Origin of the sequence: Streptomyces sp. cg40 (genome assembly GCF_050320165.1) — a bacterium.
Taxonomy (GTDB): domain Bacteria; phylum Actinomycetota; class Actinomycetes; order Streptomycetales; family Streptomycetaceae; genus Streptomyces; species Streptomyces hokutonensis.
Genome location: NZ_CP190128.1, coordinates 9,355,391 through 9,379,613, shown reverse-complemented (window position 1 = coordinate 9,379,613; position 24,223 = coordinate 9,355,391). Strand labels below are relative to the sequence as shown.

17 protein-coding genes and 1 pseudogene are annotated in these 24,223 nt (G+C 72.1%); 4 read left to right on the top strand and 14 right to left on the bottom strand.

What is annotated here, in order from left to right; all coding sequences use genetic code 11:
- Positions 1–201 precede the first annotated feature (201 nt).
- Together ACQHII_RS42320 and ACQHII_RS42315 are read left to right on the top strand one after the other, a co-directional pair.
- Positions 202–1,575: an FAD-binding oxidoreductase gene (locus ACQHII_RS42320; RefSeq protein WP_427924227.1), complete on the top strand. Its 1,374-nt coding sequence runs from the start codon at positions 202–204 to the stop codon at positions 1,573–1,575.
- Positions 1,559–3,157, top strand: coding sequence for an acetolactate synthase large subunit (locus ACQHII_RS42315; RefSeq protein WP_427924226.1), 1,599 nt, complete (start codon positions 1,559–1,561; stop codon positions 3,155–3,157). The genes ACQHII_RS42320 and ACQHII_RS42315 overlap by 17 nt, the downstream gene beginning before the upstream one ends.
- Before the next feature lie 70 nt (positions 3,158–3,227).
- Here the strand turns inward: ACQHII_RS42315 and ppdK are convergent, their stop codons facing one another.
- Together ppdK and ACQHII_RS42305 are read right to left on the bottom strand one after the other, a co-directional pair.
- A complete protein-coding gene (gene ppdK / locus ACQHII_RS42310) occupies positions 3,228–5,930 on the bottom strand; it encodes a pyruvate, phosphate dikinase (RefSeq protein WP_427924225.1) in 2,703 nt (900 codons plus the stop codon).
- A 14-nt stretch (positions 5,931–5,944) separates the two neighbouring features.
- Positions 5,945–6,880: a universal stress protein gene (locus ACQHII_RS42305; RefSeq protein WP_427924224.1), complete on the bottom strand. Its 936-nt coding sequence runs from the start codon at positions 6,878–6,880 to the stop codon at positions 5,945–5,947.
- Between the two features lie 165 nt (positions 6,881–7,045).
- On the opposite strand from ACQHII_RS42305, the gene ACQHII_RS42300 reads away from it, so the two are divergent.
- Both ACQHII_RS42300 and ACQHII_RS42295 read left to right on the top strand, forming a co-directional pair.
- Positions 7,046–7,876 (top strand): universal stress protein, encoded by an 831-nt coding sequence (locus tag ACQHII_RS42300; protein WP_427924223.1) that lies wholly within the window; start codon positions 7,046–7,048, stop codon positions 7,874–7,876.
- 165 nt (positions 7,877–8,041) lie between these two features.
- Positions 8,042–8,515 carry a cyclic nucleotide-binding domain-containing protein gene (locus ACQHII_RS42295; RefSeq protein WP_427924222.1) on the top strand — a complete coding sequence of 158 codons (474 nt, stop codon included), beginning with the start codon at positions 8,042–8,044 and terminating at the stop codon, positions 8,513–8,515.
- A gap of 152 nt (positions 8,516–8,667) precedes the next feature.
- Here ACQHII_RS42295 and ACQHII_RS42290 read toward each other — a convergent pair.
- The 12 genes and pseudogenes from ACQHII_RS42290 to ACQHII_RS42235 form a co-directional block, all read right to left on the bottom strand.
- A pseudogene (locus ACQHII_RS42290) lies at positions 8,668–9,315 on the bottom strand (response regulator transcription factor); the annotation flags it as partial.
- A complete protein-coding gene (locus tag ACQHII_RS42285; RefSeq protein WP_427924221.1) occupies positions 9,255–10,043 on the bottom strand; it encodes a LuxR C-terminal-related transcriptional regulator in 789 nt (262 codons plus the stop codon). The pseudogene ACQHII_RS42290 and the gene ACQHII_RS42285, both read right to left, overlap by 61 nt.
- Before the next feature lie 146 nt (positions 10,044–10,189).
- A complete protein-coding gene (locus ACQHII_RS42280) occupies positions 10,190–12,445 on the bottom strand; it encodes an MMPL family transporter (protein WP_427924220.1) in 2,256 nt (751 codons plus the stop codon).
- Between the two features lie 270 nt (positions 12,446–12,715).
- Positions 12,716–13,306: a TetR/AcrR family transcriptional regulator gene (locus tag ACQHII_RS42275; RefSeq protein ID WP_427924219.1), complete on the bottom strand. Its 591-nt coding sequence runs from the start codon at positions 13,304–13,306 to the stop codon at positions 12,716–12,718.
- Between the two features lie 396 nt (positions 13,307–13,702).
- Positions 13,703–14,212, bottom strand: coding sequence for a flavodoxin domain-containing protein (locus tag ACQHII_RS42270; RefSeq protein WP_427924218.1), 510 nt, complete (start codon positions 14,210–14,212; stop codon positions 13,703–13,705).
- Between the two features lie 20 nt (positions 14,213–14,232).
- Positions 14,233–14,964, bottom strand: a complete 732-nt coding sequence (locus tag ACQHII_RS42265; RefSeq protein WP_427924217.1) for a CBS domain-containing protein — start codon at positions 14,962–14,964, stop codon at positions 14,233–14,235.
- 12 nt (positions 14,965–14,976) lie between these two features.
- Positions 14,977–17,667 carry a GNAT family N-acetyltransferase gene (locus ACQHII_RS42260; protein ID WP_427924216.1) on the bottom strand — a complete coding sequence of 897 codons (2,691 nt, stop codon included), beginning with the start codon at positions 17,665–17,667 and terminating at the stop codon, positions 14,977–14,979.
- A gap of 150 nt (positions 17,668–17,817) precedes the next feature.
- The gene (gap, locus tag ACQHII_RS42255) at positions 17,818–18,831 is read right to left on the bottom strand and encodes a type I glyceraldehyde-3-phosphate dehydrogenase (protein WP_427924215.1); all 1,014 of its coding nucleotides are present in this window, start codon (positions 18,829–18,831) and stop codon (positions 17,818–17,820) included.
- Between the two features lie 31 nt (positions 18,832–18,862).
- On the bottom strand, positions 18,863–21,244 hold the full coding sequence (locus ACQHII_RS42250) for a phosphoketolase family protein (RefSeq protein WP_427924214.1): 2,382 nt from the start codon (positions 21,242–21,244) through the stop codon (positions 18,863–18,865).
- Between the two features lie 84 nt (positions 21,245–21,328).
- Positions 21,329–22,207 (bottom strand): universal stress protein, encoded by an 879-nt coding sequence (locus ACQHII_RS42245; protein ID WP_427924213.1) that lies wholly within the window; start codon positions 22,205–22,207, stop codon positions 21,329–21,331.
- Positions 22,208–22,212: 5 nt separating this feature from the next.
- Positions 22,213–23,235 carry a zinc-dependent alcohol dehydrogenase gene (locus tag ACQHII_RS42240; protein WP_427924212.1) on the bottom strand — a complete coding sequence of 341 codons (1,023 nt, stop codon included), beginning with the start codon at positions 23,233–23,235 and terminating at the stop codon, positions 22,213–22,215.
- A gap of 36 nt (positions 23,236–23,271) precedes the next feature.
- Entirely contained in the window at positions 23,272–24,177 is a 906-nt protein-coding gene (locus ACQHII_RS42235; RefSeq protein WP_427924211.1) for a universal stress protein, read from the bottom strand.
- Positions 24,178–24,223 lie beyond the last annotated feature (46 nt).

The window sequence follows — 24,223 nt, the reverse complement described above, 5'->3', positions numbered from 1 at the left end:
CAGACCGCGTCAAGCAGTCCTTTACGGCTGCGGCCCGACCCCGGCCCTGCCTCTCCGGGGAGCAGACGGTGCCAACTGGACTTGTTTCAGGGCCAGTTGGACCGTTCCTTCGCCTGCCGCCCACCCGCATCATGGCGAGCGCGTCACCCGACCTCGGGTTCGGGCGTGCGGGACAGGAGACTCGACGAAGGGAACGGGATCATGACCGACACCGGATCGCTCCTGGCGAAGGTGGTGGGGCCGGAGAACCTGCTCATGGAGGACCGCGTTCCGGAGGAGTACGGGCACGACGAGTCGCTGGCCGTCGCGGCACGGCCGCCGAGGTACGTGGTGCGTCCCGCGGCGACCGCCGAGGTGTCAGAGATCCTGGCGGTCGCCGCCATGCAGCGGGTCCCCGTGACGGCACGGGGTTCCGGCACCGGGCTGTGCGGGGCCTGCGTGCCCGGCGCGGACGGGATCGTCGTGTCGTTCGAGCGGATGAACCGCGTGGTGGAGATCGACGCCGACAATCATGCGGCGGTGGTCCAGCCCGGTGTCACCCTGGCCGAACTCGACGACCACGCGGCCGAGTTCGGGCTGTGCTACCCGGTACGCCCGGGTGAGCCGAGCGCGTCGGTCGGCGGCACCATCGCCACCAACGCCGGTGGCATGCACGCCGTCCGGTACGGCGTCACCCGCCACCATGTCCTCGGTGTCGAGGCGGTCCTGGCCTCCGGCGAGATCGTGCGCAGCGGCGGGAAGTACGTCAAGACGAGCACGGGCTACGACCTGACGCAGTTGCTCGTCGGGTCCGAGGGCACCCTCGCTCTCGTCACCGAGGCGGTCCTGCGCCTGAAGCCCCGCGCCGGGCACGGCGCGACGGTGCTGGCGCCCTTCGCGACGGCCGAGGAGATCGCACGCGCCGTACCGTGCCTGCTGGCCCGGGGCCTGGATCCGCTGGCCCTGGAGTACGTCGACATGCTCACGATGGCGGCGATGACCGCCCAGCAGGATCTCGGGCTCGGCATCCCGCAACAGGTCCGCGACACGGCCCTCGCCTATCTGGTCGTGGTCCTCGAAGGGCAGTCGGCCGATCGGGTCGAGGCCGATGTGGAGTCGCTCGGCGGGCAGTTGCTCGAACTGGGCGCGGCAGACGTCTACGTGCTGCCCGCACCAGCGGCGCGCCGCCTGATCGAGGCCCGGGAGCGGGCGTTCTGGGCCTCCAAGGCGGCCGGCGCCGACGAGATCGTGGACATCGTGGTACCCCGCGCCTCCCTGCCCCGGCTGTTCGCCGCGGCGGACGTCATCGCCGGGGACAGCGGGTCGATCATCACCGGCTGCGGGCACGCGGGGGACGGCAACGTGCACCTCGCGGTCTTCCAGCCGGACGAGCGGCGGCGGGACAAGGTCCTTCGACGGCTGTTCCGGGCGGGCACGGACCTCGGCGGGGCGATCTCCGGCGAGCACGGCATCGGTACGGCGAAGAAGCGGTACTTCCTGGAGCTGGAGGACCCCGCCAAGGTGCAACTGATGCGCCGGATCAAGCACGCCTTCGACCCCGACGGGATCCTCAACCCCGGTGTCCTCTTCGACTGACCTCATCCATGTGAAGGGCGGAATCACCGTGAACGGTGCCCATGCCGTCGCGCGCACCCTCCGGGACTCCGGTGTCGAGGTGTGCTTCGCCAACCCCGGCACCTCCGAACTGCACTTCGTCGCCGCCCTGGACGACGAGCCCACCCTCCGTGCCGTCCCGTGCCTGTTCGAAGGTGTGGCCACCGGAGCGGCCGACGGCTACGGCCGGATGACCGGCCGCCCCGCCGCCACCCTGCTGCATCTCGGCCCGGGGCTCGGCAACGGCCTGGCCAACCTCCACAACGCCCGCCGCGCCGCCACCCCGGTGGTGAACCTGGTCGGCGACCACGCGACCTTCCACAAGAAGTACGACGCGCCGCTGGAGTCGGACGTCGACGCGCTGGCCCGTACCGTCTCCTGCTGGGTCCGCCGCTGCGCCGGCCCCGCCGCGGTCGGTGGTGACGTGGCCGAGGCGGTGGCCGCCGCCACGGGCGCTCCGGGACAGGTGGCCACTCTTCTGCTGCCCGCCGACGTGTCCTGGTCGGACGGTGCCCGACCCGCGCCGCCGATCGCGCCTCCGCCACCCGCCGCCGTACCGGAACGGACCGTCGCCACCGTGGCCGCGGCCCTGCGCACCGGCGCATCCGCCGCCCTGCTCCTCGGCGGCACAGCCACCCGCGAACCGGCGCTGGGCGCGGCCGGCCGGATCGCCGCCGCCACCGGTGCCCGGCTCCTGTGCGAGACGTTCCCGGCCCGCCTGGAACGCGGCGCGGGCCTGCCGGCGGTGGAGCGTCTCGGCTACCTCGCCGAGGGCGCGATGGCCCAACTCGACGGCGTACGGCACCTGGTGCTGGTGGGCGCCCGCGCCCCGGTGTCGTTCTTCGCCCACCCGGGTCTGCCCAGTCTGTTGGTGCCGGACGGCTGCCGGGTCCACACACTCGCCACGGCGGCCGACGACATCTCCGCCGCCTTGGGCAGCTTGGCGGACGCCGTCGCGGCGGACGTATCGGCGGTGCCTCAGCCCGCCGCCCGGCCGCCCGCACCGACCGGCGCGCTGACCGCCGAGTCCGCCGCCATGGCCGTCGGGGCGCTGCTGCCCGAGGGAGCGATCGTGGTGGACGAGGCCAACACCTCCGGCCTCTGGCTCCCCGGGGCCACGGCGGGGGCACCGCGCCACGACTGGCTCACCCTCACCGGCGGGGCCATCGGCCAGGGCCTGCCGCTCGCCGCCGGCGCGGCGATCGCCGGCCCGGACCGGCCGGTGCTGTGCGTGGAGGCCGACGGAAGCGCCATGTACACCGTCTCGGCGTTGTGGACGCATGCTCGCGAGGGGCTCGACATCACCACCGTGGTCTTCGCCAACGGCTCGTACGCGATCCTCGGCATGGAGTCCCAGCGCCTCGGTACACGCACGGACGGCCCCGCCCACCGCGACCTGCTCGATCTGACCCGGCCCGGCCTCGACTTCGTCGCCCTCGCCCGGGGCATGGGCGTACCGGCGTCGCGCGCGACCACCGCCGAGGAATTCACGGACCGGTTGCGCGAGGCCTTCGCCGAGCCCGGGCCGCATCTGATCGAGGCGGTCGTTCCGGCACTGTTCTGAGCGTGTCCCGACGGCTCGGGCGCGGGTCCCGTGGAGGCGACCCGCGCCCGAGCCGTTCGCTCGGCTCCGCTCACCTGCTGTCGCTGCCTCCGATGATGTCCATGAGCGCCGCCCGCCCCGCCTCCAGCCGGGCCGCCGGAACACGGAACGGCGAGCAGGAGACGTAGTCCAGGCCCACCCGGTGGAAGAAGTGGATGGACTCCGGGTCACCGCCGTGTTCGCCGCAAACGCCGGTCTCCAGGCGGGAGTTGACGCCGCGGCCGGCCTCGACGGCCAGTTCCACCAGTCGGCCCACGCCCTCCTGGTCGATCGTGTCGAACGGCGACACGGTGAAGACGCCCTTCTCCACGTAGAGCGGGAAGAAGGAGGCCTCGGCGTCGTCGCGGGACAGGCCCCAGGTGGTCTGGGTCAGGTCGTTGGTGCCGAAGGAGAAGAAGTCGGCGGACTCGGCGATCCGGGCGGCGGTGAGCGCGGCGCGCGGCAGTTCGATCATCGTGCCGATCGGGCAGTCGAGGGTCGTGCCGGTCTCCTGCTCGACCTCCGCGAGGACCGATTCCGCCTCGGTGCGGGCCAGTCGCAGTTCCTCGACCGTTCCGACGAGCGGGATCATGATCTCGGCGCGCGGCCGGCCGCCGGCCCGCAGTCGCGCGACCGCCGCTTCGGCGATCGCCCGCACCTGCATGGCCATCAGGCCGGGTACGGCCAGGCCGAGCCGGACGCCGCGCAGGCCGAGCATCGGGTTCTGCTCGTGCATGCGCTCGACGGCGGCGAGCAGTTCGCGGTCGTGCGGGTCCGGGTGCTCGGCGCGGGCCAGGCGTACGGCCAACTCCGTGCGGTCCGGCAGGAATTCGTGCAGGGGCGGGTCGATGAGCCGGATGGTCACCGGCAGTCCGTCCATCGCCGTGAGGATGCCGGTGAAGTCCTCGCGCTGGAGGGGCAGCAGGGCGCCCAGGGCGTCTCGGCGGGCGTTGTCGTCCCGGGCCAGGATCATCGCCTCGACCAGCGCCCTGCGTTCGCCGAGGAACATGTGCTCGGTACGGCAGAGGCCGATGCCCTGCGCGCCCAGGCTGCGGGCGCGTACGGCGTCCTCGGGGGTGTCGGCGTTGGCCCGCACTTCGAGGCGTCGTACGGAATCGGCGTGGGTGAGGGCGCCGAGGACCGCCTCGGTGAGCGGGTCGCTCGCGGTGCCTGTCTCCAGTGCGCGGCCGACGTCGGACGCGGTCAGCGGGAGTGCGCCGAGGTGGACGGTGCCCGCGGTGCCGTCGACGGACACGGTGTCGCCCTCGCGCACCAACACACCCGATTCCGTGGTGAACTGACGGGCCGTCGGGTCGACCGTGAGGGATTCGGCGCCGCAGACGCAGACCTTGCCCATGCCGCGCGCGACGACGGCCGCGTGGCTGGTCTTGCCGCCTCGGCTGGTCAGCACGGCCTGGGCGGCGATCATGCCGGGGAGGTCGTCGGGGGTGGTCTCCCGGCGGACCAGGACCGTGGCCTCGCCGGCCGCGGCGCGTCGTACCGCCTCGGCGGAGTCGAAGACCACGACGCCGACGGCCGCGCCCGGGGAGGCGGGAACACCGTGGGCGAGGGGAACGTCGGCCGGGGTGGTGTCGAAGCGGGGGAACATCAGGCGGGTCAGTTCGGTGCCGTCGACACGGACCAGGGCCTCGTCCGCGCCGATCGTGCCCTCCTCGCGCAGGTCGTGGGCGATACGGAAGGCGGCCTCGGCGGTGCGCTTGCCGACGCGGGTCTGGAGGATCCACAGCTTGCCGCGCTCGACGGTGAACTCGACGTCGCACAGGTCGCGGTAGTGGTGCTCCAGGGTGTGGAGGTGATCGGCGAGCTGGTGGTAGGCGCGCGGGTTGAGCCGCTTCAGCTCGATCAGGGGCAGGGCGTCACGGACTCCGGCGACGACGTCCTCGCCCTGGGCGTCGGGCAGGTAGTCGCCGTACATGCCGCGTTCGCCGGTGGCGGGGTCGCGGGTGAAGGTGACGCCGGTACCGCTGCTTTCGAAGGTCACGGCGGAATGGAGGTTGCCGAAGACCATCGCCTGGACGTTGACGGCGGTGCCGAGGTCCTCGGAGATGTGTTCGCGGTGGCGGTAGACGCGGGCGCGTTCGCCGTTCCAGGAGTCGAAGACCGCGCGGATGGCGCGGGCCAGCTGCTCGGCCGGGTCCTGCGGGAACTCCTCACCGGTCTCCTTGCGGATGATCGCCTTGAACTCCTCTGTGATCAGGGCGAGTTCGGCGGTGTCGAGGTCGTGGTCGCCCCTCACCTCGCGCCGTGCCTTGTGCGCGGCGATGGCCTGCTCGAACAGATCGCCGTCCACGCCCATCACGGTGTGGCCGAACATCTGGATGAGCCGCCGGTAGGAGTCCCAGGCGAACCGCTCCTGGCCGGAGGCCTCGGCGAGTCCGATGACGGACCGGTCGTTGAGGCCGATGTCGAGGATGGTGTCCATCATGCCGGGCATGGAGAAGCGGGCGCCCGAGCGGACGGACACCAGCAGCGGATCGTCGGGGGCGCCGAGGGTGCGGCCCATGGCCCGTTCCAGTCCGGCCAGCGCGAGGGCTGCCTCGACGGCCAGCTCGGGCGGCTCCTCGCCCGTCTTCAGGTAGGCCTTGCAGGCCTCGGTGGTGACGGTGAATCCGGGCGGCACGGGCAGCCCGAGCCGGGTCATCTCGGCCAGGCCGGCTCCTTTCCCGCCCAGCAGGGCGGCCATGTCGCGGCTGCCTTCGGCGAACTCGTACACGTACTTGGTCGGTGCGGTCATCAGGACTCGGCCTCTCACTCGTGGGGTACGACGGCCACGGGGCAGCCGACGTGATGGATGGCGGTGTGGGTGACAGGGCCGATACGCGGGCCCGCCGGCCGGTCGGTGAGGTGCCGGCCGACCACGAGGAGGCCCGCTCCGGAGGCGGCCCGGAGCAGCACGGACTGTGCCCGGCCTTCCGTGACCGTCTCGGCGACCTCGACACCGGGGTACTTGTCGCGCCACACCTGGAGTACGGCGGACAGGAAGCCGTGCCATTCCCCGGCTCGCCGCGCTCCGTCCAGCAGGCCGATCTCGCCGGGGCCGAGCCCCAGCGGGGACGGCGGCTGCCAGGCGTGGACGGCGCGGAGGCGGGCGCCGCGCAGTCGCGCCGCCTCGAAGGCGAACTCGATCACCGCGTCGCAGGGATCGCCCAGGTCGACGCCCAGGACCACGTCCCGGTAGCCGGTCAGGACGGAGGCACTGCCGTTGCCTGCCGGAAGGTGCTCGTCGGCCGGTATCTCGTCCGCCCGGACGAGCACCACGGGACGTGTGGCACGGGCCACCACGCCCTGTGCGACCGAGCCCACCAGGAATCCGGTGAACCCGCTCAGCCCGCGCGAGCCCAGCACCAGCAGCTCGGACTCGCCGGCCGCCTTCAGCAAGGCGGCGGTCGCGGGACCCTCGACCTGCTCGTCGCAGAGGTGGAGACCGGGGGCGACGGCGCGGGCCCGCTCCTTCGCCTGTCGCAGGACGTGGCGTGCCCGCTGCCTCCCCCACTGCCTCAAGGGCGTGGGAGGTACCCCCATGGCGGCCGTGACGGGTTCGCCCTCCTCCTGGCGCGGATGCCAGTTCCAGACGTGCACGAGCCGCAACGGCAGATCGCGGCGTACCGCCTCGCGGGCGGCCCAGCCTGCCGCGGCGAGACTCTCCGCGGAACCGTCGACTCCGGCGATGACGGGCGGAAGCATGGTCCGCACCTCCTGCGCTCGGTCTGCTCCTCGCCTCCAGCGTCGTCCCGCGCTCTGCCCGCAGGTATGGGCCGCCAGGTCACCACCCGGGTCCGTTCGGCCCCACCACGTTCCGGCCCCGAACCGTCATCGTGGAGGGGCCACGGACCTGGAGGGCGGCACACCATGGAACGAGTGATCATCGCCGGAGTCGACCGGTCGGCACGCAGCCGTGTCGCCGCGGACTGGGCCGCGCGTGAGGCGCTGCGGCGCGGGCTGCCGCTGCGGGTGGTGCATGTGGCACCGCCGGAGAACCTCGACCCGGTGGAACGGTGGCCCTACCGCCCGGACACCGTGGCGGGCCACGTGGTCACCGAACTCACCGCCCGCCACCCGTCGTTGACCGTCCGGCCAGTGAGCCTCACCGGAGCGCCCGTCCCCGAACTGCGCGCGGCGGGCGCCCACGCGGAACTAATCGTGCTCGGACTGCGCGGCGAAGGACAGCACACCCAAACCCCCCTGGGCTCGACCGCAGCCGCCCTCGCCACCCGGTGCCCCGGCCCCCTGGTCCTCGTACCCGGCACTCTCGCGGGACTCGACGTGCCGGGCCACACCGACGCCGTCACCGTGGGCATCGACGCCCGGGACCCGTCGGACGGCGCACTCGGCTTCGCCTTCGAGACGGCCCGGCTGCACCACGTCCCGCTGCACGCGGTGCACGCCTGGGCGCTTCCCGCCAACGCGGCCGCCTCCCTCCTTCCCCTGCCGGAACAGGAACGCGCCGCCCGGGAGGACCACGAGGAGGACCTGCTGACCGACGCGCTGCGCCCGTGGCGCGGCAAGTACCCGGACGTCGGGGTCCGGACGGACGTGCTGCTGCTCCCGCCGCCCGAGGCCCTGGCCCACGCCTCCGCGACGTCCGGACTGGTGGTGATCGGCCGGCGCACCGCCCCGGGCACCACCGCGTCGACCCTCCTGAAGCACGCGCGCTGCCCGGTCGCCGTCGTGCCGTCGTAGGCCGGGGCGGGGCGGGTCGGCCCCGGCCGATGGGTCGTTCGGCCCCTGTGGGTGCGGGCGGCGGTGGCGCACGGTGAGAGGTGTGAGGGTGCGCAGGCGCATCGCCGTCCTCGGCACGCGCACCCTCCGGGTCGGCGCCGCCGCACACGGAACGGAGACAGAGAGATGCCCCCTTCGATCGCGCTCCGTCTGAACCACGCACTGCCGTCCGTCCATCGCGAACGGCTGCTGCGGGTCGGCCGCGAGGTCCGATTCCCGCCGGGTACACGGCTGTTCGAGGAGGGCGGGCACGCCGACCGCTTCTGGATCATCAGGACCGGCACCGCCGCCCTCGACATCCGTTTGCCCGACCGCCCGCCACCCGTCGTCGAGACGCTCGGCATCGGCGATCTCGTCGGCTGGTCCTGGCTGTACGAGCCGTACGTCTGGCAGTTGGGCGCCATGACGGTGACCCAGGTGCAGGCCTACGAGTTCGACGCGGTCGCCGTCCGTCTGATGTGCCTGGACGACGCCGAGTTCGGCCGGGCCGTCGAGCACTGGGTCGGCCGGGTGCTGGCCCACCGCCTGAGTGCCGCCCGCGCCCGGCTGGTCGACCTGCGCGCGACGCCCGCCCCGACCTCGGGAAGGACCGACGCCTGACCGACGGGGCCGGTTGGTGGATCTTCTCCGCTCTGGTGTTTGTGGCGTCGAGATCCCGGCCGAACTGGTGCCTGAGCAGTCGCAGTTGCCGACAGCCGGAAGCCGACGCCGCGTACGGCCTGGATGGTCAGGGCGTCGCCGAACTTGTGCCGGAGGGCGGAGACGTGGGTGTCGAGGGTCTTGGTGGGGCCGAACCAGTTGGTGTCCCAGACCGAGGACATGATGGTCTCGCGGGTCACCAGTACGTCGGGGTGTGCCGTGAGGAAGGCGAGCAGCGCGAACTCCCTTGGTGTCAGGGGGACTTCGGTTCCGTCGAGGAAGACGCGGTGGGCTGGGCGGTCGAGGACGACCCGGCCGTAGCGGTCGGGTCTCCGTCCGGTCGTGGGCAGGTCGATCACTACCCCTGGTCGGCCGGATTCGAAGGGTTGCGGGGCGGGCGGCGGGGCGTTCGTGCGGCGGCGTTGCACCGCGCGCATGCGGGCGATCAACTCCCGTATGAGGAAGGGTTTGACGAGGTAGTCGTCCGCGCCGAGTTCGAGGCCGACGACCTTGTCGGCCTCACCGTCCCGGGCGCTGATCATGATCAGCGGGACGTCGCCGGCGGTGCGCAACTGCCTGCAGACGTCCAGGCCGTCGATGTCCGGCAGTCCCAGGTCGAGCAGGACCAAGTCGCAGTGTGTTCCCGCGCGCAGGGCCTCTTGTCCGGTGGCGGCCCGGTGCACGGTGTGACCGTAACGCTTCAGGCCGCGTTCCAGCGGTTCGGCGATGGCGGGGTCGTCCTCGACGAGAAGTACGTGCATGTCGGTTCCTCAAGGTCCGTCGTTCGGTGGGGGGTCGGGAGGGATGGGCCGGCCGGGGTGAGGGGTGGGCGTACGAGTCCGGATTCGTAGGCGAAGACCACGGCCTGGACGCGGGCGCGGGCTCCGATCTTGGTGAGGATGCTGCCTATGTGTGACTTGACGGTGGTGGTGGCGATGGAGAGTTGGGCGGAGATCTCGGCGTTGGACCGGCCGGCGGCCAGGGCCGCCAGGACGTCGCGTTCGCGCTCGGTGAGGTCCTCCAACCGGCCCGAGGGGACCGGGATTTCGGGTCGGGGGCCGTAGCGGACGGCGTGGATGAGGGCGCCGGCCAGGCGGGGGGAGACGACGGCGTCTCCGGCGGCCACGGCGAAGACGGCTGCGATCAGGGCGTCGGGGGTGACGGTGGCGGGGAGGAAGCCGTCGGCTCCGGCGCGCAGGACGTCGTAGGCGTGCTCGTCGCGGTGTGCGGTGCTCAGGACGAGGACGCGGGGTGCTGTGGAGCCGGGGGTGCGGGTCTGGCCGAGGCGGCGGACGGTCGTGGTGACGCCCGTGGCGGGCAGGCCGCTGCCGAGGAGTACGACATCCGGTCGCAGACGTTCGTGCATGCGGACGGTCTCGACGCCGGTGGTCGCCTCGCCGACGACGGTCAGGCCGGGGCGGGAGCCGAGGTGGGTACGCAGGCCGAGGCGGTGGAGGGCGTGGGGGTCGGCGAGGAGGACGGTGATCATGCCGGACTGCTCCAGTGGGGGGATGGGTGTCCACGGGGTGGCGGGAGCGGGGTGCGGGGTGTGCGCAGGCGGTCCGGTCGGGCCCCGGGCCCGGGCGTTGTGCGCGCGTGCCCGGGGGCATCGACGTACGGGGCAGAGGCGGACGGTCAGACGTGGACGGGCTGGGGCTGGTCGTCGTTCCCCGGTCCCGAACCCGGTTTCGGGGCGGTGGACTTGGCGAGTCCCTCACCCTCGACGTCGACGTTCGGCAGGATCCTGTCGAGCCAGGAGGGCAGCCACCAGGCGGACTTGCCGAGCAGGGCCAGTACGGCGGGCACGATGGCCATGCGGACGACGAAGGCGTCGAAGAGGACGGCGACGGCGAGGCCGAAGCCGATCGTCTTGATCATGGCTCCGCTGGCGCCGATGAAGCCGGAGAACACGGCGATCATGATGACGGCGGCGGCGGTGACCACGCGTCCTCCGTCGCGGAAGCCGGTGAGGACGGCCTGTCCCGGTCCCTCGCCGTGGACGTACGCCTCCCGCATGCGGGTGACCAGGAAGACCTCGTAGTCCATGGCCAGGCCGAAGACGATGCCGACCATGAAGATCGGCATCAGGCTCATGATGGGCCCGGTCTCCTCCACTCCGATCAGGCTCGCGAGCCAGCCCCACTGGAAGACGGCGACGACCGCGCCGAGAGCGGCGAGGACGGAGAGCAGGAAGCCGAGTGCGGCCTTGAGTGGGACGAGGACGGACCGGAAGACGGCCATCAGCAGCAGGAAGGCGAGTCCGACGACGAGGGCCAGGTAGGGGACGAGGGAGTCGTTGACTTTCTGGGAGAAGTCGACGTTCACCGCCGTCTGGCCGGTGACCAGTAGTTTCGCGCCGGTGTCCTTCTCGATGGCCGTGCCGGTGTCGCGGATGTGCTCGACCAGTTTCTCGGTGGCCTCGGAGGCGGGCTTGGACGAGGGGACGGTCGTGATGATCGCGGTGTTTCCGGCCTGGTTGAAGCGGGGCGGGGCGACGGCGGTCACGTCGTCGAGCTTGCCGATCCTGGTGACCACGTCGGTGGCCGCCGTCTTCGGGTCGTCGCTCCTGGTCGTGTCGACCACGACGACGAGCGGGCCGTTGAAGCCGACGCCGAAGCCCTCGGCGAGCAGGTCGTAGGCGCGGCGCTGGGTGGTGTCGGTGGGCTGGGCGCCGTCGTCGGGCAGGCCCAGGGTCATGGAGGCCGTCGGGACGGCGATCACACCGAGGCCGACGACGCACGTCAGGAGGACGGCGACCGGACGCCGGAGTACGAACTGCGCCCAGCGCACACCCATCGGGGACTTTGTCGGGGTGTTCAGCGGGGTGTTCGCCTCACCGGGCTGCTTCTCCGTACGGGACTTCTTCGCCCCGGCTTTCCGCTTGGACAGCACCCGGTCACCCGCGAAGCCGAGCAGGGCGGGTACGAGGGTGACGGCGATGATCACCGCGATGGTGACGGATCCGGCGGCGGCGAAGCCCATCTTGGTCAGCATGGGGATGTTGACCACGGCGAGTCCGGCCAGCGCGATGATCACGGTCAGGCCCGCGAAGACCACCGCCGATCCGGCGGTGCCCGTGGCGCGGGCGGCGGCCTCCTGTTTCGGGTGTCCTTCGGCGAGTTCGGACCGGTAGCGGGAGACGATGAACAACGCGTAGTCGATACCGACCGCCAGGCCCAGCATGAGGGCCAACACCCCCGCGTTGTCGCCGAGTTCGAGGGGTGAGTTGAGCGCGGTGAGGGTGAGGAAGCCGATGCCGACGCCGATGAGCGCGGTCAGCAGCGACAGTCCGGCGGCGACCAGGGAGCCGAAGGTGATGACCAGGACGACTGCCGCGACGATCACGCCGATGACCTCGGCGGCGGCGCCGTGGGCCGCCACCTTGACGGCGTTTCCGCCGGCTTCCACGGTGAGGCCGGACGCACGCGCCTGCTCCACGCTCTTGTCGAGCGCGTCGTGGGAGTCGGAGTCCACCTCGGCCGCGGTCACCTTGTAGGTGACGGAGATGTACGCGGTCGAGCCGTCCTTGCTGACGGCCCCGGCGGTGTAGGGGTCGACCGCGGAGGCCACCTGGTCGGAGCCGCTCGCGATCTCCTTGGCGACCTTCCGCACCTCGGCCTTGTTGGCCGCGGTGGTCACCGTCTGTCCCTGAGGGGCCTTGAAGACGATTCGGGCGGTCGCTCCGTCCGAGGCGGAGCCGGGGAACCGCTGGTCCAGGAGGTCGAACGCCTTCTGGGACTCCGCGCCGGGCAGGGTGAAGGGCAGTGCCTTCGTGGCCGGCGCGCTGAGGGCGGCGATGACGGCGGCGCCCAGCAGGGCGAGCCAGACGAGGAGGACGACGGGGCGCCGCCGGAAGGAGGTATGCCCCAGTCTGTACAGGAATGTGGCCATGATGGTGCTCTCTCGGTCAGGTCGTTGGCGACGCCCGTCAGGACATGAGGGCGTGCGGGGGTACCCCGACGACGTGAGCGGCGCGCGTCAGGTGGGGGTGTGTGTGGATGTGTGGGGACGCGAAAAGAGGGGAGGGCGCGTCATCGCGCGGCCGTCATTGGCCGGGCAGGGCGCGGGGAGCCGACGGCGCGGGAAGCCGGGGCGGGAAGGGTGTGCGGTGCACGCCGACGGTGGGGAGGGCCGGCGCGTGAAGACCCGGATTCGGGTGGGTCAGAGACCGAGCGCGGGGAAGACCAGTGCTTCCACGGTCCGCCTGAGGTCGTCCCGGGTCATCGCCGTGTCGCTCAGCAGTGGGCGGGCGACGATGAGACTGACCAGCATCGGCGGGACGACGTCCAGCGCCGGGTTGTCCGGGGCGACCTCGCCCCGGTGGACACCGCGCCGGAGGATGGTGCCGATGTCGTCGAGGGCCGGGTTGAGCCTCACCTCTCTCAGGGTGCGACGGAGTTCGGAGTTGGTGTAGATCGCGTGGCCCACGCTCAGTTGCAGAGCGGCGTCGCGCGCGAGTTGGTTGTCGTCGGCCTGGTCCACCATCGCGTACAGGTCGCCGCGCAGTGAACCGGTGTCGATCAGGCCGACCCGGGTCGGCCTGCGGAACTCCACGGCCGCTGCGACCAGTTGGGGCTTGCCGCCCCAGTCGCGGTAGAGGGTGGCCTTGCTGAACCGTGCGCGAGTGGCCACGGCCTCCATCGAAAGGGCCTCGTATCCGACCTCCCGCAGGAGGTCGAGCACGGCGTCGTAGAGCTGGGCCGCGCGCAGGGGGGTGAAGCGGCTGCCACGAGCGGTGGACTGCTCGGCCACGACCTGCCCCTTCCCTCTGCAAAACGGTGCCGTTTTCTTCGGACGGCATCAGACTAGCGAGACCGCGAAGAAAACGGCACCGTTTCCTATGTGTCGTGGGTCACACGTCACTGGCGATGGCTTCGCTCGCGGCGGGCGGGCCCTCCTGGCCGGACGCGACGGGTGCGCAGACGCCGGTCGCCGCATCGCACCGGCCGCCGACCCAGGAGGCTTCCTCCAACTCACCGCCATGTCCACCCCCGAGGACCGGGCACCCCTCATGCTCGCGATCGTCCTCGGCATCCGCGCTCCCCGGTGAACGACGCGCAGCCCACAGCGCCCGCCACACGGAGCGGCCTCGGCGCATCGGTGCCGCGCCGGGGCCGTCCCCTCCGAAGTGCACGTGCGACAGGTCGGTCAGTCCTCCTTCCCCTTCGGCAGCAACTCGTCCGCGATCCGCCCCGCCCACTCCTCGATCGCGCCGAAGTCGCGGAAGTCTCCGCCCTTGCCGTTGCGCACGATCGACTGGGCGATGCGCCCCTTGGCGCCGTCCTCCAGACAGCCGCCGAAGGTGACATGGCCCCTGGCGTCGAGCCGGGACATGGCCCGCCGTACGCCGAACACGGGCGGGATGTCCCGCTCCGAGGCCGAGGCGTCCAGTGGACCGCTGCTGAACAACCACACCGGGCGCTTTGCCAGTTGACGGCCGTGCCGGTTGAGGAACCGGCGGGCGTCGCGGTGCCAGCGGCCGGCGTAGAGCCCGCCACCCAGCACCACGGCGTCGTAGGGCATGACGCTCAACACGGACCCGGCGGGCAACAGGTCGGTGGTGAGGCCCGCCTTGCGCAGGACCTCGGCCACGGCCTCGGCGATCCGCGCGGTCGATCCGTTCGTCGTTCCGTAGGTGACCAGCACGCTGGTGGGCATGGCGGTCCCCTCCTCTCACTTCACACGTGGCGTACCCAGTCCTCGGTGACACCGTGGAACCTCTGCTCCTCGGGCCGCAGTTGCGAGTCGTCCCGCCGGTAGGTGAGCTGGTCGACGACCGCGACGACACCGTCGATCTGGCGGGTCATGGAGAGGGCGATCTCCGTCTCGCTCTTGCGCTCCATCTGGCCGGCGAGCGTGACGACGCCCTCGACCACGGAGACGTCGATGCTGCGCGGCGCCTGCCACAGGGCACGGACCAGGACCTCTTCGACGACCTCGTCGTGGATGTCCGTGTCGGAGCGCAGGAAGACCTGGAGCACGTCGCGGCGGGTGACGATGCCGACGAGCCGGTCCTCCTCGTCGAGGACGGGCAGCCGCTCCACGCGATGCTGGGCCATGGTCCGCGCGGCCTCGACGATGGTGTCGGTGGCGTGCACGGTGACGGCGGGTTCGGTCATCAGCTGACCGGCGGTGCGGGCCCTGGCCTTCGCCGCCCGCCGCCTGGCGCTGCGCGTCAGACCGGCGAACCGGAACCGCTTCTTCGGCTCGTACGGGTCGGGTGCCTCGGCCTGGCGGGCCATCAGGTCCGTCTCGGAGACGACTCCGACGACCTTGTCGTCCTCGTCGACCACCGGCAGGCCGCTGATGCGGTGCTCGCCGAGCAGGCGTGCCACCTCCTTGAACGACGTCCCGTAGGTGGCGCGAACGACCTCCGTGGTCATCACGGAGCCGATCTTGTTGTGCTTCATGGTGTTCCCTCCTCAGCGAAGTCGGCGCAGATACGGGTCCTGCGCCCCGCGGGGCAGCAGGCGGACGCGGGCATCGAGGACGGAGACTCCGCCCGGTGCCGCGAGTACGGGGTTGAAGTCGGCCTCGGCCAGCTGCGGCAGGTCGCTCGCCATCCGGGACAGCCGCAGCAGCAGCTGTTCGAGGCCTTCGAGGTCGACGGGCCGGCTGCCGTGCGCGCCGAACAGGAGCGGGGCGCAGCGCGGGGCCGTGATCAGGTCGTGCACGTCGTGGTCGGTGAGCGGGGCGAGCCGCGCCGCGTGGTCGGCGAGGATCTCGGTCGCGGTGCCGCCGAGCCCGAACAGGACGAGCGGTCCGAAGACCTGGTCCTGGACGACGCCGGCGAACAGCTCGGTGCCGCGTTCGGCGAGCGGCTGCACGACCACGCCGGTCAGCAGTCCGGCGAACCGCGTCTCCAAGTCCCGGTAGGCGGCGCGTACTTGGGCGTCGCCGCGCAGGTCGAGGTGGACGGCGCGCTGTTCGCTCTTGTGCAGCAGGCCGGGCCAGTGGCCCTTCATGACCACCCGGCCGTCGGCGCCGCGCAGCCGGTCGGCGGCGAGGACGGCGCCGTCCTCGGTGTCGGCCCAGGCCCAGGCGAGCTGGGGAATGCCGTAGCAGCCGAGGAGTTCGGCGCACTGTCGTGGGTCGAGCCAGCCGCCGTCCGGGTTCGCGTCGAGGTAGTTCTCGACGAAGGTGTGGGCGCGCGCGGTCTCCACGCCGTCGAGGTCGGGGATGGTCCCGGCGGGCCGGGCGAGCCAGGCCGCACGGCGGGCGGCGTGCGCCAACGCCCGTGCCGCCGCCTGGGGTTCGGCGTACGCGGGGACGGTACGGCCGTCCGTGGTGGGCAACAGCTCGACGGGCAGGGCCTGTTCGAGCCGTACCGCGGCAATCGGCTTCGGCCTGTGTCCGGTTGCGCGGGTGAGCGCCCGGACGAGATCGTCGCCGGTCGCCTCGGCGACCGCCGTGGGAACGAGGGCCACGAGCACGGCGTCGACGCCGGCGTGCCGCATGATCCGGCCCACGCAGTCCCTCAACTGGTCCTCGCTCACCGCCGCGGTGGCGTCGATCGGGTTGCCGACGACGGCGCCTTCCGGGAGTACGGCGAGCAGGTCGTCGACGAGTTCGGGGGTGGGCGTCGGCAGGGCGAGCCCGGCCTCGGCGCAGGCGTCGGCCGCGAGGACCCCGGCTCCGCCCGCGTTGGTGACGATCGCGACCCGGGAGCCGGTGGGCAGCGGCTGAGAGTGCAACAGGGCGGCGGCTTCGAGGAGTTCGCCGACCGAGTGGGTCGCGGTGATGCCGGCCTGGGTGAACAGCGCCCCGCGGGTCATGGTCCGGGTGGCGGCCGCCGCGGTGTGCGAGGCGGCGGCGCGACGGCCCGCGTCGGTGCGGCCCGCGTCGACGGTCAGGACCGGCATCCGGCGGGTCACGCGCCGCGCGGTACGGGAGAACGCCCGCGGGTTGCCGAAGGACTCCAGGTGCAGCAGGGCGAGGTCGGTGGTGCCGTCGCTCTCCCACCACTGGAGCATGTCGTTGCCGCTGACGTCGAACTTGTCGCCCAGGGACGCGAAGGTCGAGACGCCGATCCCGAGCCGGGACAGCCCGTCGAGCAGCGCGATGCCGACCCCGCCGGACTGCACGGCGATGCCCGCGGTGCCGGGGCTCGGGTGGCCCGCGGCGAAGGTCGCGTCGAGGCTCAGTTCCGGGTCGGTGTTGGAGACCCCGAGGCAGTTGGGACCGACGAGCCGCATGCCGTACGTCCGGCAGGCCGCCGTCAGCGCCGTGGCCTGGGCGTGGTCGAGTCCCGCCGTGACGACGAGGAGGGCGCGTACGCCCGCCTTGCCGCACTCCTCGGCGGTGGCCGGGACGGCGGCGGCGGGTACGGCGACGACCACGAGGTCGGGCGTCCTGGGCAGGGCGCCGACGGAGGGGTGGCTCGGCACGCCGAGGATCGAGGTGGCCGCGGGGTTCACCGCGAGGAGGCGGCGGGTGAAGCCGCCGGCCTTCAGGTGGTGCAGGATCGCCCGGCCCACCGAACCGGCCGTACGTCCGGCGCCGACGACGGCGACCGAGTCCGGCCGCAGCAGCGGTACGAGGCTGGCGACGTCGGCGGCGCGACCGCGGGCCTCGGTGGCCGACAGGTAGTTCTCGTCCTCGTCGAGTTCGATGGTGCAGCGCATCTCGGGGCCCTCGAAACGGCGGGCGGTGCGCAGGCCGAGGTCGGCGAAGAGCCGCAGGATCTCGTGGTTCTCGCTGAGCGCGTCGGCCGTGAACGTCGTGATGCCCTCGGCGCGGGCGGCGGAGACCAGGTGCTCGACCAGAAGGGTGCCGACTCCTCGGTGGTGCAGTCCGTCGGCGACCGCGACGGAGATGTCGGCCGCCGTCCCGGTGCCGCCGGTGTCGTACTCGGCGAGCCCGATCACCTGGCCCTTGGCCTCGGCGAGCAGGGCCCGGTATCCGGGGTGCGGCCGGACGGCCCGGTCGGCCGCTATCTGGGCGGACCGGCGGCTCACTCCGAAGAAGCGCAGCCGCAGGTTCTCCGGGGACATCTCCTCGTAGAGCCCCTGGAGTTGGTCGTGGTCGCCGGTCTCGGCGGGACGGATGCACACGGTCGTGCCGTCCGCGAGCAGGGCGTGGACTGTCGGTCGGTTGAGCACGTCGTCCGTCATCGGGGGTCTCCTCCGGGGTTCTTCGGCACTTCGAGCGTCCCGCGGAACGGAGAGAGGCCCCATGGGCTGCCTGGGGGTGGACCGTGGGGCCGATCGGCCCTCGGGAACCCGTCCCACAGGCCCACCTCATGGGGCCTCTCGCGGTCGTGCTCAGTCGTCGGCGACCAGCGCCGTCAGGTCGAGGAGGCGGTTGGTGTAGCCCCACTCGTTGTCGTACCAGCCGAAGACCTTGACCAGGGTGCCGTTCGCCTGGGTGAGCGCCGGGTCGAAGACGCAGGACGCGGGGTCGCCGATGACGTCGCGGGAGACGATCGGGGCCTTCGAGACGCGCAGGATGCCGTTGAGGGGGCCGTCGGCCGCCTCGGCGAACGCGGCGTTGACCTCGTCCGCCGTCGTCTCGCGGTTCAGGACGACCGCGAGGTCGGTGAGCGAGCCGTCCTCGACGGGGACGCGTACGGCGATGCCGTCCAGGGCGCCCGCCATCTCGGGCACCACCAGTCCGACCGCGCGGGCTGCACCCGTGCTGGTGGGGATGATACTGAGGGCCGCCGAGCGGGCCCGGCGCAGGTCCTTGTGCGGGCCGTCGAGGAGGGACTGGTCGTTGGTGTAGCCGTGGATGGTGGTCATCATGCCGCGGTCGATGCCGAAGGTCTCGTGGAGGACCTTGACCATCGGGGCGACGCAGTTGGTGGTGCAGGAGGCGGCGGAGACGATCCGGTCCTGCCGGCGGTCGTACGTCGAGTCGTTGACGCCCATCACGATGGTCGCGTCCGCGTTCTTGCCGGGGGCGGACAGCAGCACGGTGTGCGCGCCCGCCTTGAGGTGCAGGGCGGCGGAGTCGCGGTCGCGGAAGCGGCCCGTGGACTCGATGACGATGCCGGCGCCGTAGTCGGCCCAGTGCAGCGCGGCCGGGTCGCGTTCGGCGGTGACCTCGATGCGCCGGCCGTCGACGGTGATCGAGGTGTCGTCGTGGGCGACCTCGCGTCCGATGCGGCCGAACGTGGAGTCGTACTCAAGGAGATGGGCGAGGGTGGCGGGCGAGGTGATGTCGTTGATCGCGACGACCTCGACGTCCTGGGTGCCCGCCTCGGCGCGGTCGAGTGCCGCGCGCAGATAGGTGCGGCCTATCCGGCCGAAGCCGTTGATGCCGACGCGTACGGTCATGGCGGTGAACTCCTTTGCTGGGCAGGGGTTTTCAGGCGTTCCAGGTCCAGTCGGCGACTTCGGGCAGGTCGGTGCCGTGTTCGCGGATCCAGGCGTGGTGGCGGGTGCGGGCGTCGGCCATCTGCTGGCGCACGGCGGCGGCGCGTACCGCGAGGCCGGGGACGCGGTCGATGACGTCCATGACGAGGCGGTAGCGGTCGAGGTCGTTGCGGACGACCATGTCGAACGGTGTGGTCGTGGTGCCGGACTCCTTGTAGCCGCGCACGTGCAGGTTGGCGTGGCCGGCCCGGCGGTAGGCGAGGCGGTGGATGAGCCACGGGTAGCCGTGGTAGGCGAAGATGACCGGCTTGTCGGCGGTGAACAGGCCGTCGTACTCGAAGTCGCTCATCCCGTGCGGGTGTTCCTCGCGCGGCAGCAGCCGGGTCATGTCGACGACGTTGACGACCCGGACGGCGAGCTGCGGCAGGTGGCGGCGCAGCAACTGGGCGGCGGCCAGCACCTCCAGGGTCGGGACGTCGCCGGCGCAGGCCAGCACGACGTCCGGTTCGCCACCGTTCTCCGTGCCGGCCCACTCCCAGATCCCGGCGCCGCGCGCGCAGTGGGCGCGTGCCTGGTCCATGGAGAGCCAGTCGAAGCAGGGCTGTTTGCCGGCGACGACCACGTTGACGTAGTCGCGGCTGCGCAGGACGTGATCGGCCACCGAGAGAAGGGTGTTGGCGTCCGGCGGGAGGTAGACGCGGACGACCTCGGGGCTCTTGTTGAGGACGTGGTCGACGAAACCGGGGTCCTGGTGGGAGAAGCCGTTGTGGTCCTGACGCCAGACGTGCGACGTCAGCAGGTAGTTGAGGGAGGCGATCGGCGCCCGCCACGCCAACTCCCGCGATGTCTTGAGCCACTTGATGTGCTGGTTGACCATCGAGTCGACGATGTGGACGAAGGCCTCGTAGCAGGAGAACAGTCCGTGCCTGCCGGTGAGGAGGTAGCCCTCCAGCCAGCCCTGGCAGGTGTGTTCGGAGAGGATCTCCATCACCCGGCCGTGCCGCTCCAGGTGTTCGTCGACAGGCAAGTAGCCGGCCTGCCAGGCCTTGCCGCTGGAGTTGAAGACGGCCTGGAGGCGGTTGGAAGCGGTCTCGTCCGGGCCGACGACACGAAAGTCGCGGCTCGCCGAGGTGTGGTGCATGACCTGTTCGAGGAGGTCGCCGAGGACGCGCGTCGGCTCGTGCAGGGTGGTGCCCGGCTTCTCCACCGGGACCGCGAAACGGTCCAGGGACGGAATGGGCAGGTCACGCACCAGCAGTCCGCCGTTGGCGTACGGGCTGGAGCCCAGCCGTTTGGCGCCCTCGGGCACACAGGCCAGGACCTCGGCGACGGGCCGGCCGTCCGGGCCGAAGAGCTTCTCCGGGTGGTAGGAGCGCAGCCACGCCTCCAACTGCCGTAGGTGCTCAGGGTTTTCGCGCACCTCGGCCAGCGGGACCTGGTGTGCGCGCCAGGTGCCCTCGACCGGGACGCCGTCGACCTCGGCGGGACCGGTCCAGCCCTTCGGGGTGCGCAGCACGATCACCGGCCAGTGCACGCGCTCGGTGACGCCGTCCTCGCGGGCGGTGCGCTGCATCACGGCGATGCGGTCCAGCGCGTCGTCGAACGCGGCGGCCATGGCCTTGTGCACCTGGAGCGGGTCGTCGCCGGTGACGTGGATCGGGTCGTGGCCGTATCCCCTCAGCAGCTCGTCGAGTTCGGACTCGGGGAGGCGGGAGAGGACGGTCGGGTTGGCGATCTTGTAGCCGTTGAGGTGCAGGATCGGCAGGACCGCGCCGTCGTGGACCGGGTCGAGGAACTTGTTGGAGTGCCAGGCGGCGGCCAGCGGGCCGGTCTCCGCCTCGCCGTCGCCGATCACGCAGGCGACGAGCAGGTCCGGGTTGTCGAGGGCGGCGCCGTAGGCGTGGGCGAGCGAGTAGCCGAGCTCACCGCCCTCGTGGATCGAACCGGGGGTCTCCGGCGCCACATGGCTGGGCACGCCGCCGGGGAACGAGAACTGCCTGAACAGCCGCTCCATGCCGGCCGCGTCGCGGCTGACGTCCGGGTAGGTCTCGCTGTAGCTGCCCTCCAGCCAGGAGTTGGCGACCACGGAGGGTCCGCCGTGGCCGGGTCCCCACACGCACAGCGCGTCGAGGCTCCGCGCCTTGATCACCCGGTTGAGGTGGGTGTACACGAGGTTGAGGCCGGGCGAGGTGCCCCAGTGGCCCAGCAGCCTCGGCTTGATGTGCTCCGGCTTCAGGGGTTCGGTGAGCAGCGGGTTCGCCATCAGGTAGATCTGCCCGGCGGCAAGGTAGTTGGCGGCGCGCCAGTGGGCGTCCAGGGTGCGCAGTTCGTCGTCGGAGAGTGCGGGGGCGTCCAGGTTTTCGGCCTTGGGCATCGGAGGCTCCGGAAGTCATCGGCGTGAGTCGAGAGAGAACGGCGTAACTACGGCGTCGGCGGGCGGAGTTGGAGAGGCTCGTGCTCAGGCGTGCTCGGGCACGACGACGACCGGGCAGGCGGAGTGGTGCAGCACTCCGTGGGCCACGCGGCCGAGTTGGAGTCCGTAGTGCCCGGGGCGGCGCTTGGCCCCGACGATCAGGAGGTCGGCGTCGCGCGAGGCGTCCACGAGTACGGCCCGGGTGGGACCCTCGACGACACGGCGGTGCGCCTCGACGTCGTCGGGTACGTCCTTGAGGGCCGTTTCCAGCGCCTCGACCGCCTGTTGCTCGTGCAGCCGGGCCGGTTCTCCGGACATCAGCGGATGGTCGGTGCTCTCGTGCGCGGGGCAGCGCCAGGCCCGTACGACATCCACCGGCACCCCGCGCCGCCGCGCCTCCTCGAAGGCGAAGCGCACGGCCGCCGAGCCCGCCGGCTTCTCCCCCACGCCCACGACGACGCGGCCGTGGGTGGCGGTGCGGGCCTGGTTGTCGTGGTTGCCGCGGACGATGATCATCGGGCACTGCGCGTGCCCGGCCACGGTCAGGCTCACGGAGCCCAGCAGCGCCTCGGCCAGACCGCTGCGGCCACGGGTGCCGGTCACCAGCGCGGAGGCGCTGCGGCTCTCCCGCACCAGCGCGTACTCGGGTTCCTCGGGCAGCACGTCGACGCTCACGTCCAGGTCGGGCTGCCGGCGGCGCGCCCGGCGGGCGGCACTGTCGACGATGTCCTCGGCCAGCACCTGCTCGGACGGCTTGACGATGTCGGCGGCGAGCGAGGTTCCCTCGTACCGCTCCCACAGCGACGCGTACACCAGGCGCAGCGGCAGTCCGCGTACGGCGGCCTCGTCGGCCGCCCAGTCGACGGCCCGCAGACTGGGCTCGGAACCGTCGACGCCGACGACGATCGGCAGGGCCTTCGGCATCACCGTCACCGCCCCGAAGCGAGGTCGAAGACGATCCGGGCCTTGACGTCGCCGCGCAGCACGTCGGCGATGGACTCGTTGACCGAACTCAGCGGGCGGGTCTCGGAGATGACCTTGGTCTGTCCGGCGGCATGCAGCTGGAAGACCTCGGCGAGATCCTGGCGGGTGCCGACGATCGAGCCGATCACGGAGGTGCCGTTCAGCACGGTGTCGAAGATCGGGACCTGGATCGTGCCGTGCGCGGGCAGGGCGACCATGACGAGCTTCCCGCCGCGCCGCAGCCCGGAGTTGACGGCGGCGAACGCGGCCTCGTTGACGGCCAGGGCAATCGCCGCGTGCGCGCCGCCGTGCCGCTTGAGCACCTCTCCCACGTCGTCCTTGCGGGCGTCGATGACGAGGTCTGCGCCGAGCGCGGTGGCGAGTTCGAGCTTCTCGTCGGTGACGTCGATGGCCGCGACCTGGGCGCCGGCGATCTTCGCGTACTGCACGGCCAGGTGGCCGAGCCCGCCGACACCGGAGATCGCGACGAGCTGGGCCGGCCGCACGCCGGCGACCTTGAGCGCCTTGTACGTGGTGACGCCGGCGCAGGTCAGCGGGGCGGCGTCGACCGCGCTCACGCCGTCGGGCACCGGCTGGGCGAAGTCGGCCCAGGCCAGCATCTTCTCGGCGTAGCCGCCGTCACAGCCGTAGCCGGTGTTGATCTGCTGCTCGCACAGCGTCTCCCAGCCCGACAGGCAGTGCTCGCACCGCCCGCAGGCCTTGCCGAGCCACGGCACGGCGACCCGCTGGCCGACGGTCAAGTGGGTGACGCCGTCGCCGAGCTTCTCGACGAGGCCGACGCCCTCGTGGCCGGGGACGAACGGCGGGTTGGGCTTCACCGGCCAGTCGCCGTGCGCGGCGTGGATGTCGGTGTGGCACAGCCCGGAGGCCTCGACACGGACACGGACCTGGCCGGGGCCGGGCTCGGGGTCGGGGCGGTCCTCGATGACCAGGGGTTCACCGAACGCCCGCACAACTGCTGCCTTCATGACTACTGCTCCTCAGGGGGGAAAGACGGGGGTGGGTCAGTCGTGGGCGACGACGGCCACGGGGGCGACGGCGTGGTGCAGGACGCCGTGTGCGACCGGGCCGATGTGGGCGCCGAGCGCGGCACGACGGATACGGCGGCCGATGACGACCAGTGAGGCCTCGCGGGAGGCGTCCACCAGGTGGTCGGCGGCGCTGCCGACGCGGGGCTCCAGGGCGACCTCGATGTCGGGGTGCTTCTGGCGCCAGGGGCGCAGGGCCTCGGTGAGCGCGGTGGTCTCCTCACGGGAGAGCTCGTCGTTCAGGCCCGAGTCCATCGCGAGGCCGTAGGCGTAGTACGGCGGAAGGTTCCAGCCGTAGACGACACGCAGTCCGGTGCCGCGGCGGGCGGCCTCGGCGAACGCGAACTCGATGACCGCGTCGGCGGGGGTGTCGGCGTCCAGGCCGAGGACCACGGGCCGGTACGGGGTCTCGGTCGACGGGCTGCCTGCCGCGCCCTTCTCGTGCTCGTCGGCGGCCTGTTCGCCGGCCCGGACCAGGACCACGGGCAACTCGGCGCGGGCGACGACGGACAGGCCGACGGAACCGACGAGGAATCCGCCGACGCCGCTCAGTCCGCGCGAGCCGAGGACCAGCAGTTCGGCGTCCTTCGCCGCGTCGAGCAGCGTGTCCGCGGGCGTACCGGTCACCTGGTCCTCGGTCACGTCCAGGCCGGGGTGGCGCAGCCGCAGACCCTCGCCCGCCTCGCGCGGAATGCGCTGGCTCCAGTGCTGTTGCGTCTCGGCACCCAGCAGCGGGGCCTGGGCCAGCGGGTCCGGGGCGGGCTCCCAGACGTGGACGACCTTCAGCGCCAGGCCGCGCAGTTCGGCCTCGCGGGCCGCCCATTCGGCGGCGGCGCGGCTCTCGGGGGAACCGTCGAGACCTGCGACAACAGTGCGGACCATGATTCTTCCTCCTGAACGGATGTCTGATTCCAGGTTCGTGGCGTAG

Bases quoted from the DNA above. Each gene is read 5' to 3' on its own strand.
- ACQHII_RS42295 (WP_427924222.1), top strand. From the start codon at position 8,042: ATGCCCCCTTCGATCGCGCTCCGTCTGAACCACGCACTGCCGTCCGTC.
- ACQHII_RS42320 (WP_427924227.1), top strand. From the start codon at position 202: ATGACCGACACCGGATCGCTCCTGGCGAAGGTGGTGGGGCCGGAGAAC.
- ACQHII_RS42235 (WP_427924211.1), bottom strand. From the start codon at position 24,177: ATGGTCCGCACTGTTGTCGCAGGTCTCGACGGTTCCCCCGAGAGCCGC.
- ACQHII_RS42265 (WP_427924217.1), bottom strand. From the start codon at position 14,964: ATGAAGCACAACAAGATCGGCTCCGTGATGACCACGGAGGTCGTTCGC.
- ACQHII_RS42300 (WP_427924223.1), top strand. From the start codon at position 7,046: ATGGAACGAGTGATCATCGCCGGAGTCGACCGGTCGGCACGCAGCCGT.
- ppdK (WP_427924225.1), bottom strand. From the start codon at position 5,930: ATGACCGCACCGACCAAGTACGTGTACGAGTTCGCCGAAGGCAGCCGC.
- ACQHII_RS42270 (WP_427924218.1), bottom strand. From the start codon at position 14,212: ATGCCCACCAGCGTGCTGGTCACCTACGGAACGACGAACGGATCGACC.
- gap (WP_427924215.1), bottom strand. From the start codon at position 18,831: ATGACCGTACGCGTCGGCATCAACGGCTTCGGCCGGATAGGCCGCACC.
- ACQHII_RS42260 (WP_427924216.1), bottom strand. From the start codon at position 17,667: ATGACGGACGACGTGCTCAACCGACCGACAGTCCACGCCCTGCTCGCG.
- ACQHII_RS42305 (WP_427924224.1), bottom strand. From the start codon at position 6,880: ATGCTTCCGCCCGTCATCGCCGGAGTCGACGGTTCCGCGGAGAGTCTC.
- ACQHII_RS42240 (WP_427924212.1), bottom strand. From the start codon at position 23,235: ATGAAGGCAGCAGTTGTGCGGGCGTTCGGTGAACCCCTGGTCATCGAG.
- ACQHII_RS42250 (WP_427924214.1), bottom strand. From the start codon at position 21,244: ATGCCCAAGGCCGAAAACCTGGACGCCCCCGCACTCTCCGACGACGAA.
- ACQHII_RS42280 (WP_427924220.1), bottom strand. From the start codon at position 12,445: ATGGCCACATTCCTGTACAGACTGGGGCATACCTCCTTCCGGCGGCGC.
- ACQHII_RS42285 (WP_427924221.1), bottom strand. From the start codon at position 10,043: ATGATCACCGTCCTCCTCGCCGACCCCCACGCCCTCCACCGCCTCGGC.
- ACQHII_RS42245 (WP_427924213.1), bottom strand. From the start codon at position 22,207: ATGCCGAAGGCCCTGCCGATCGTCGTCGGCGTCGACGGTTCCGAGCCC.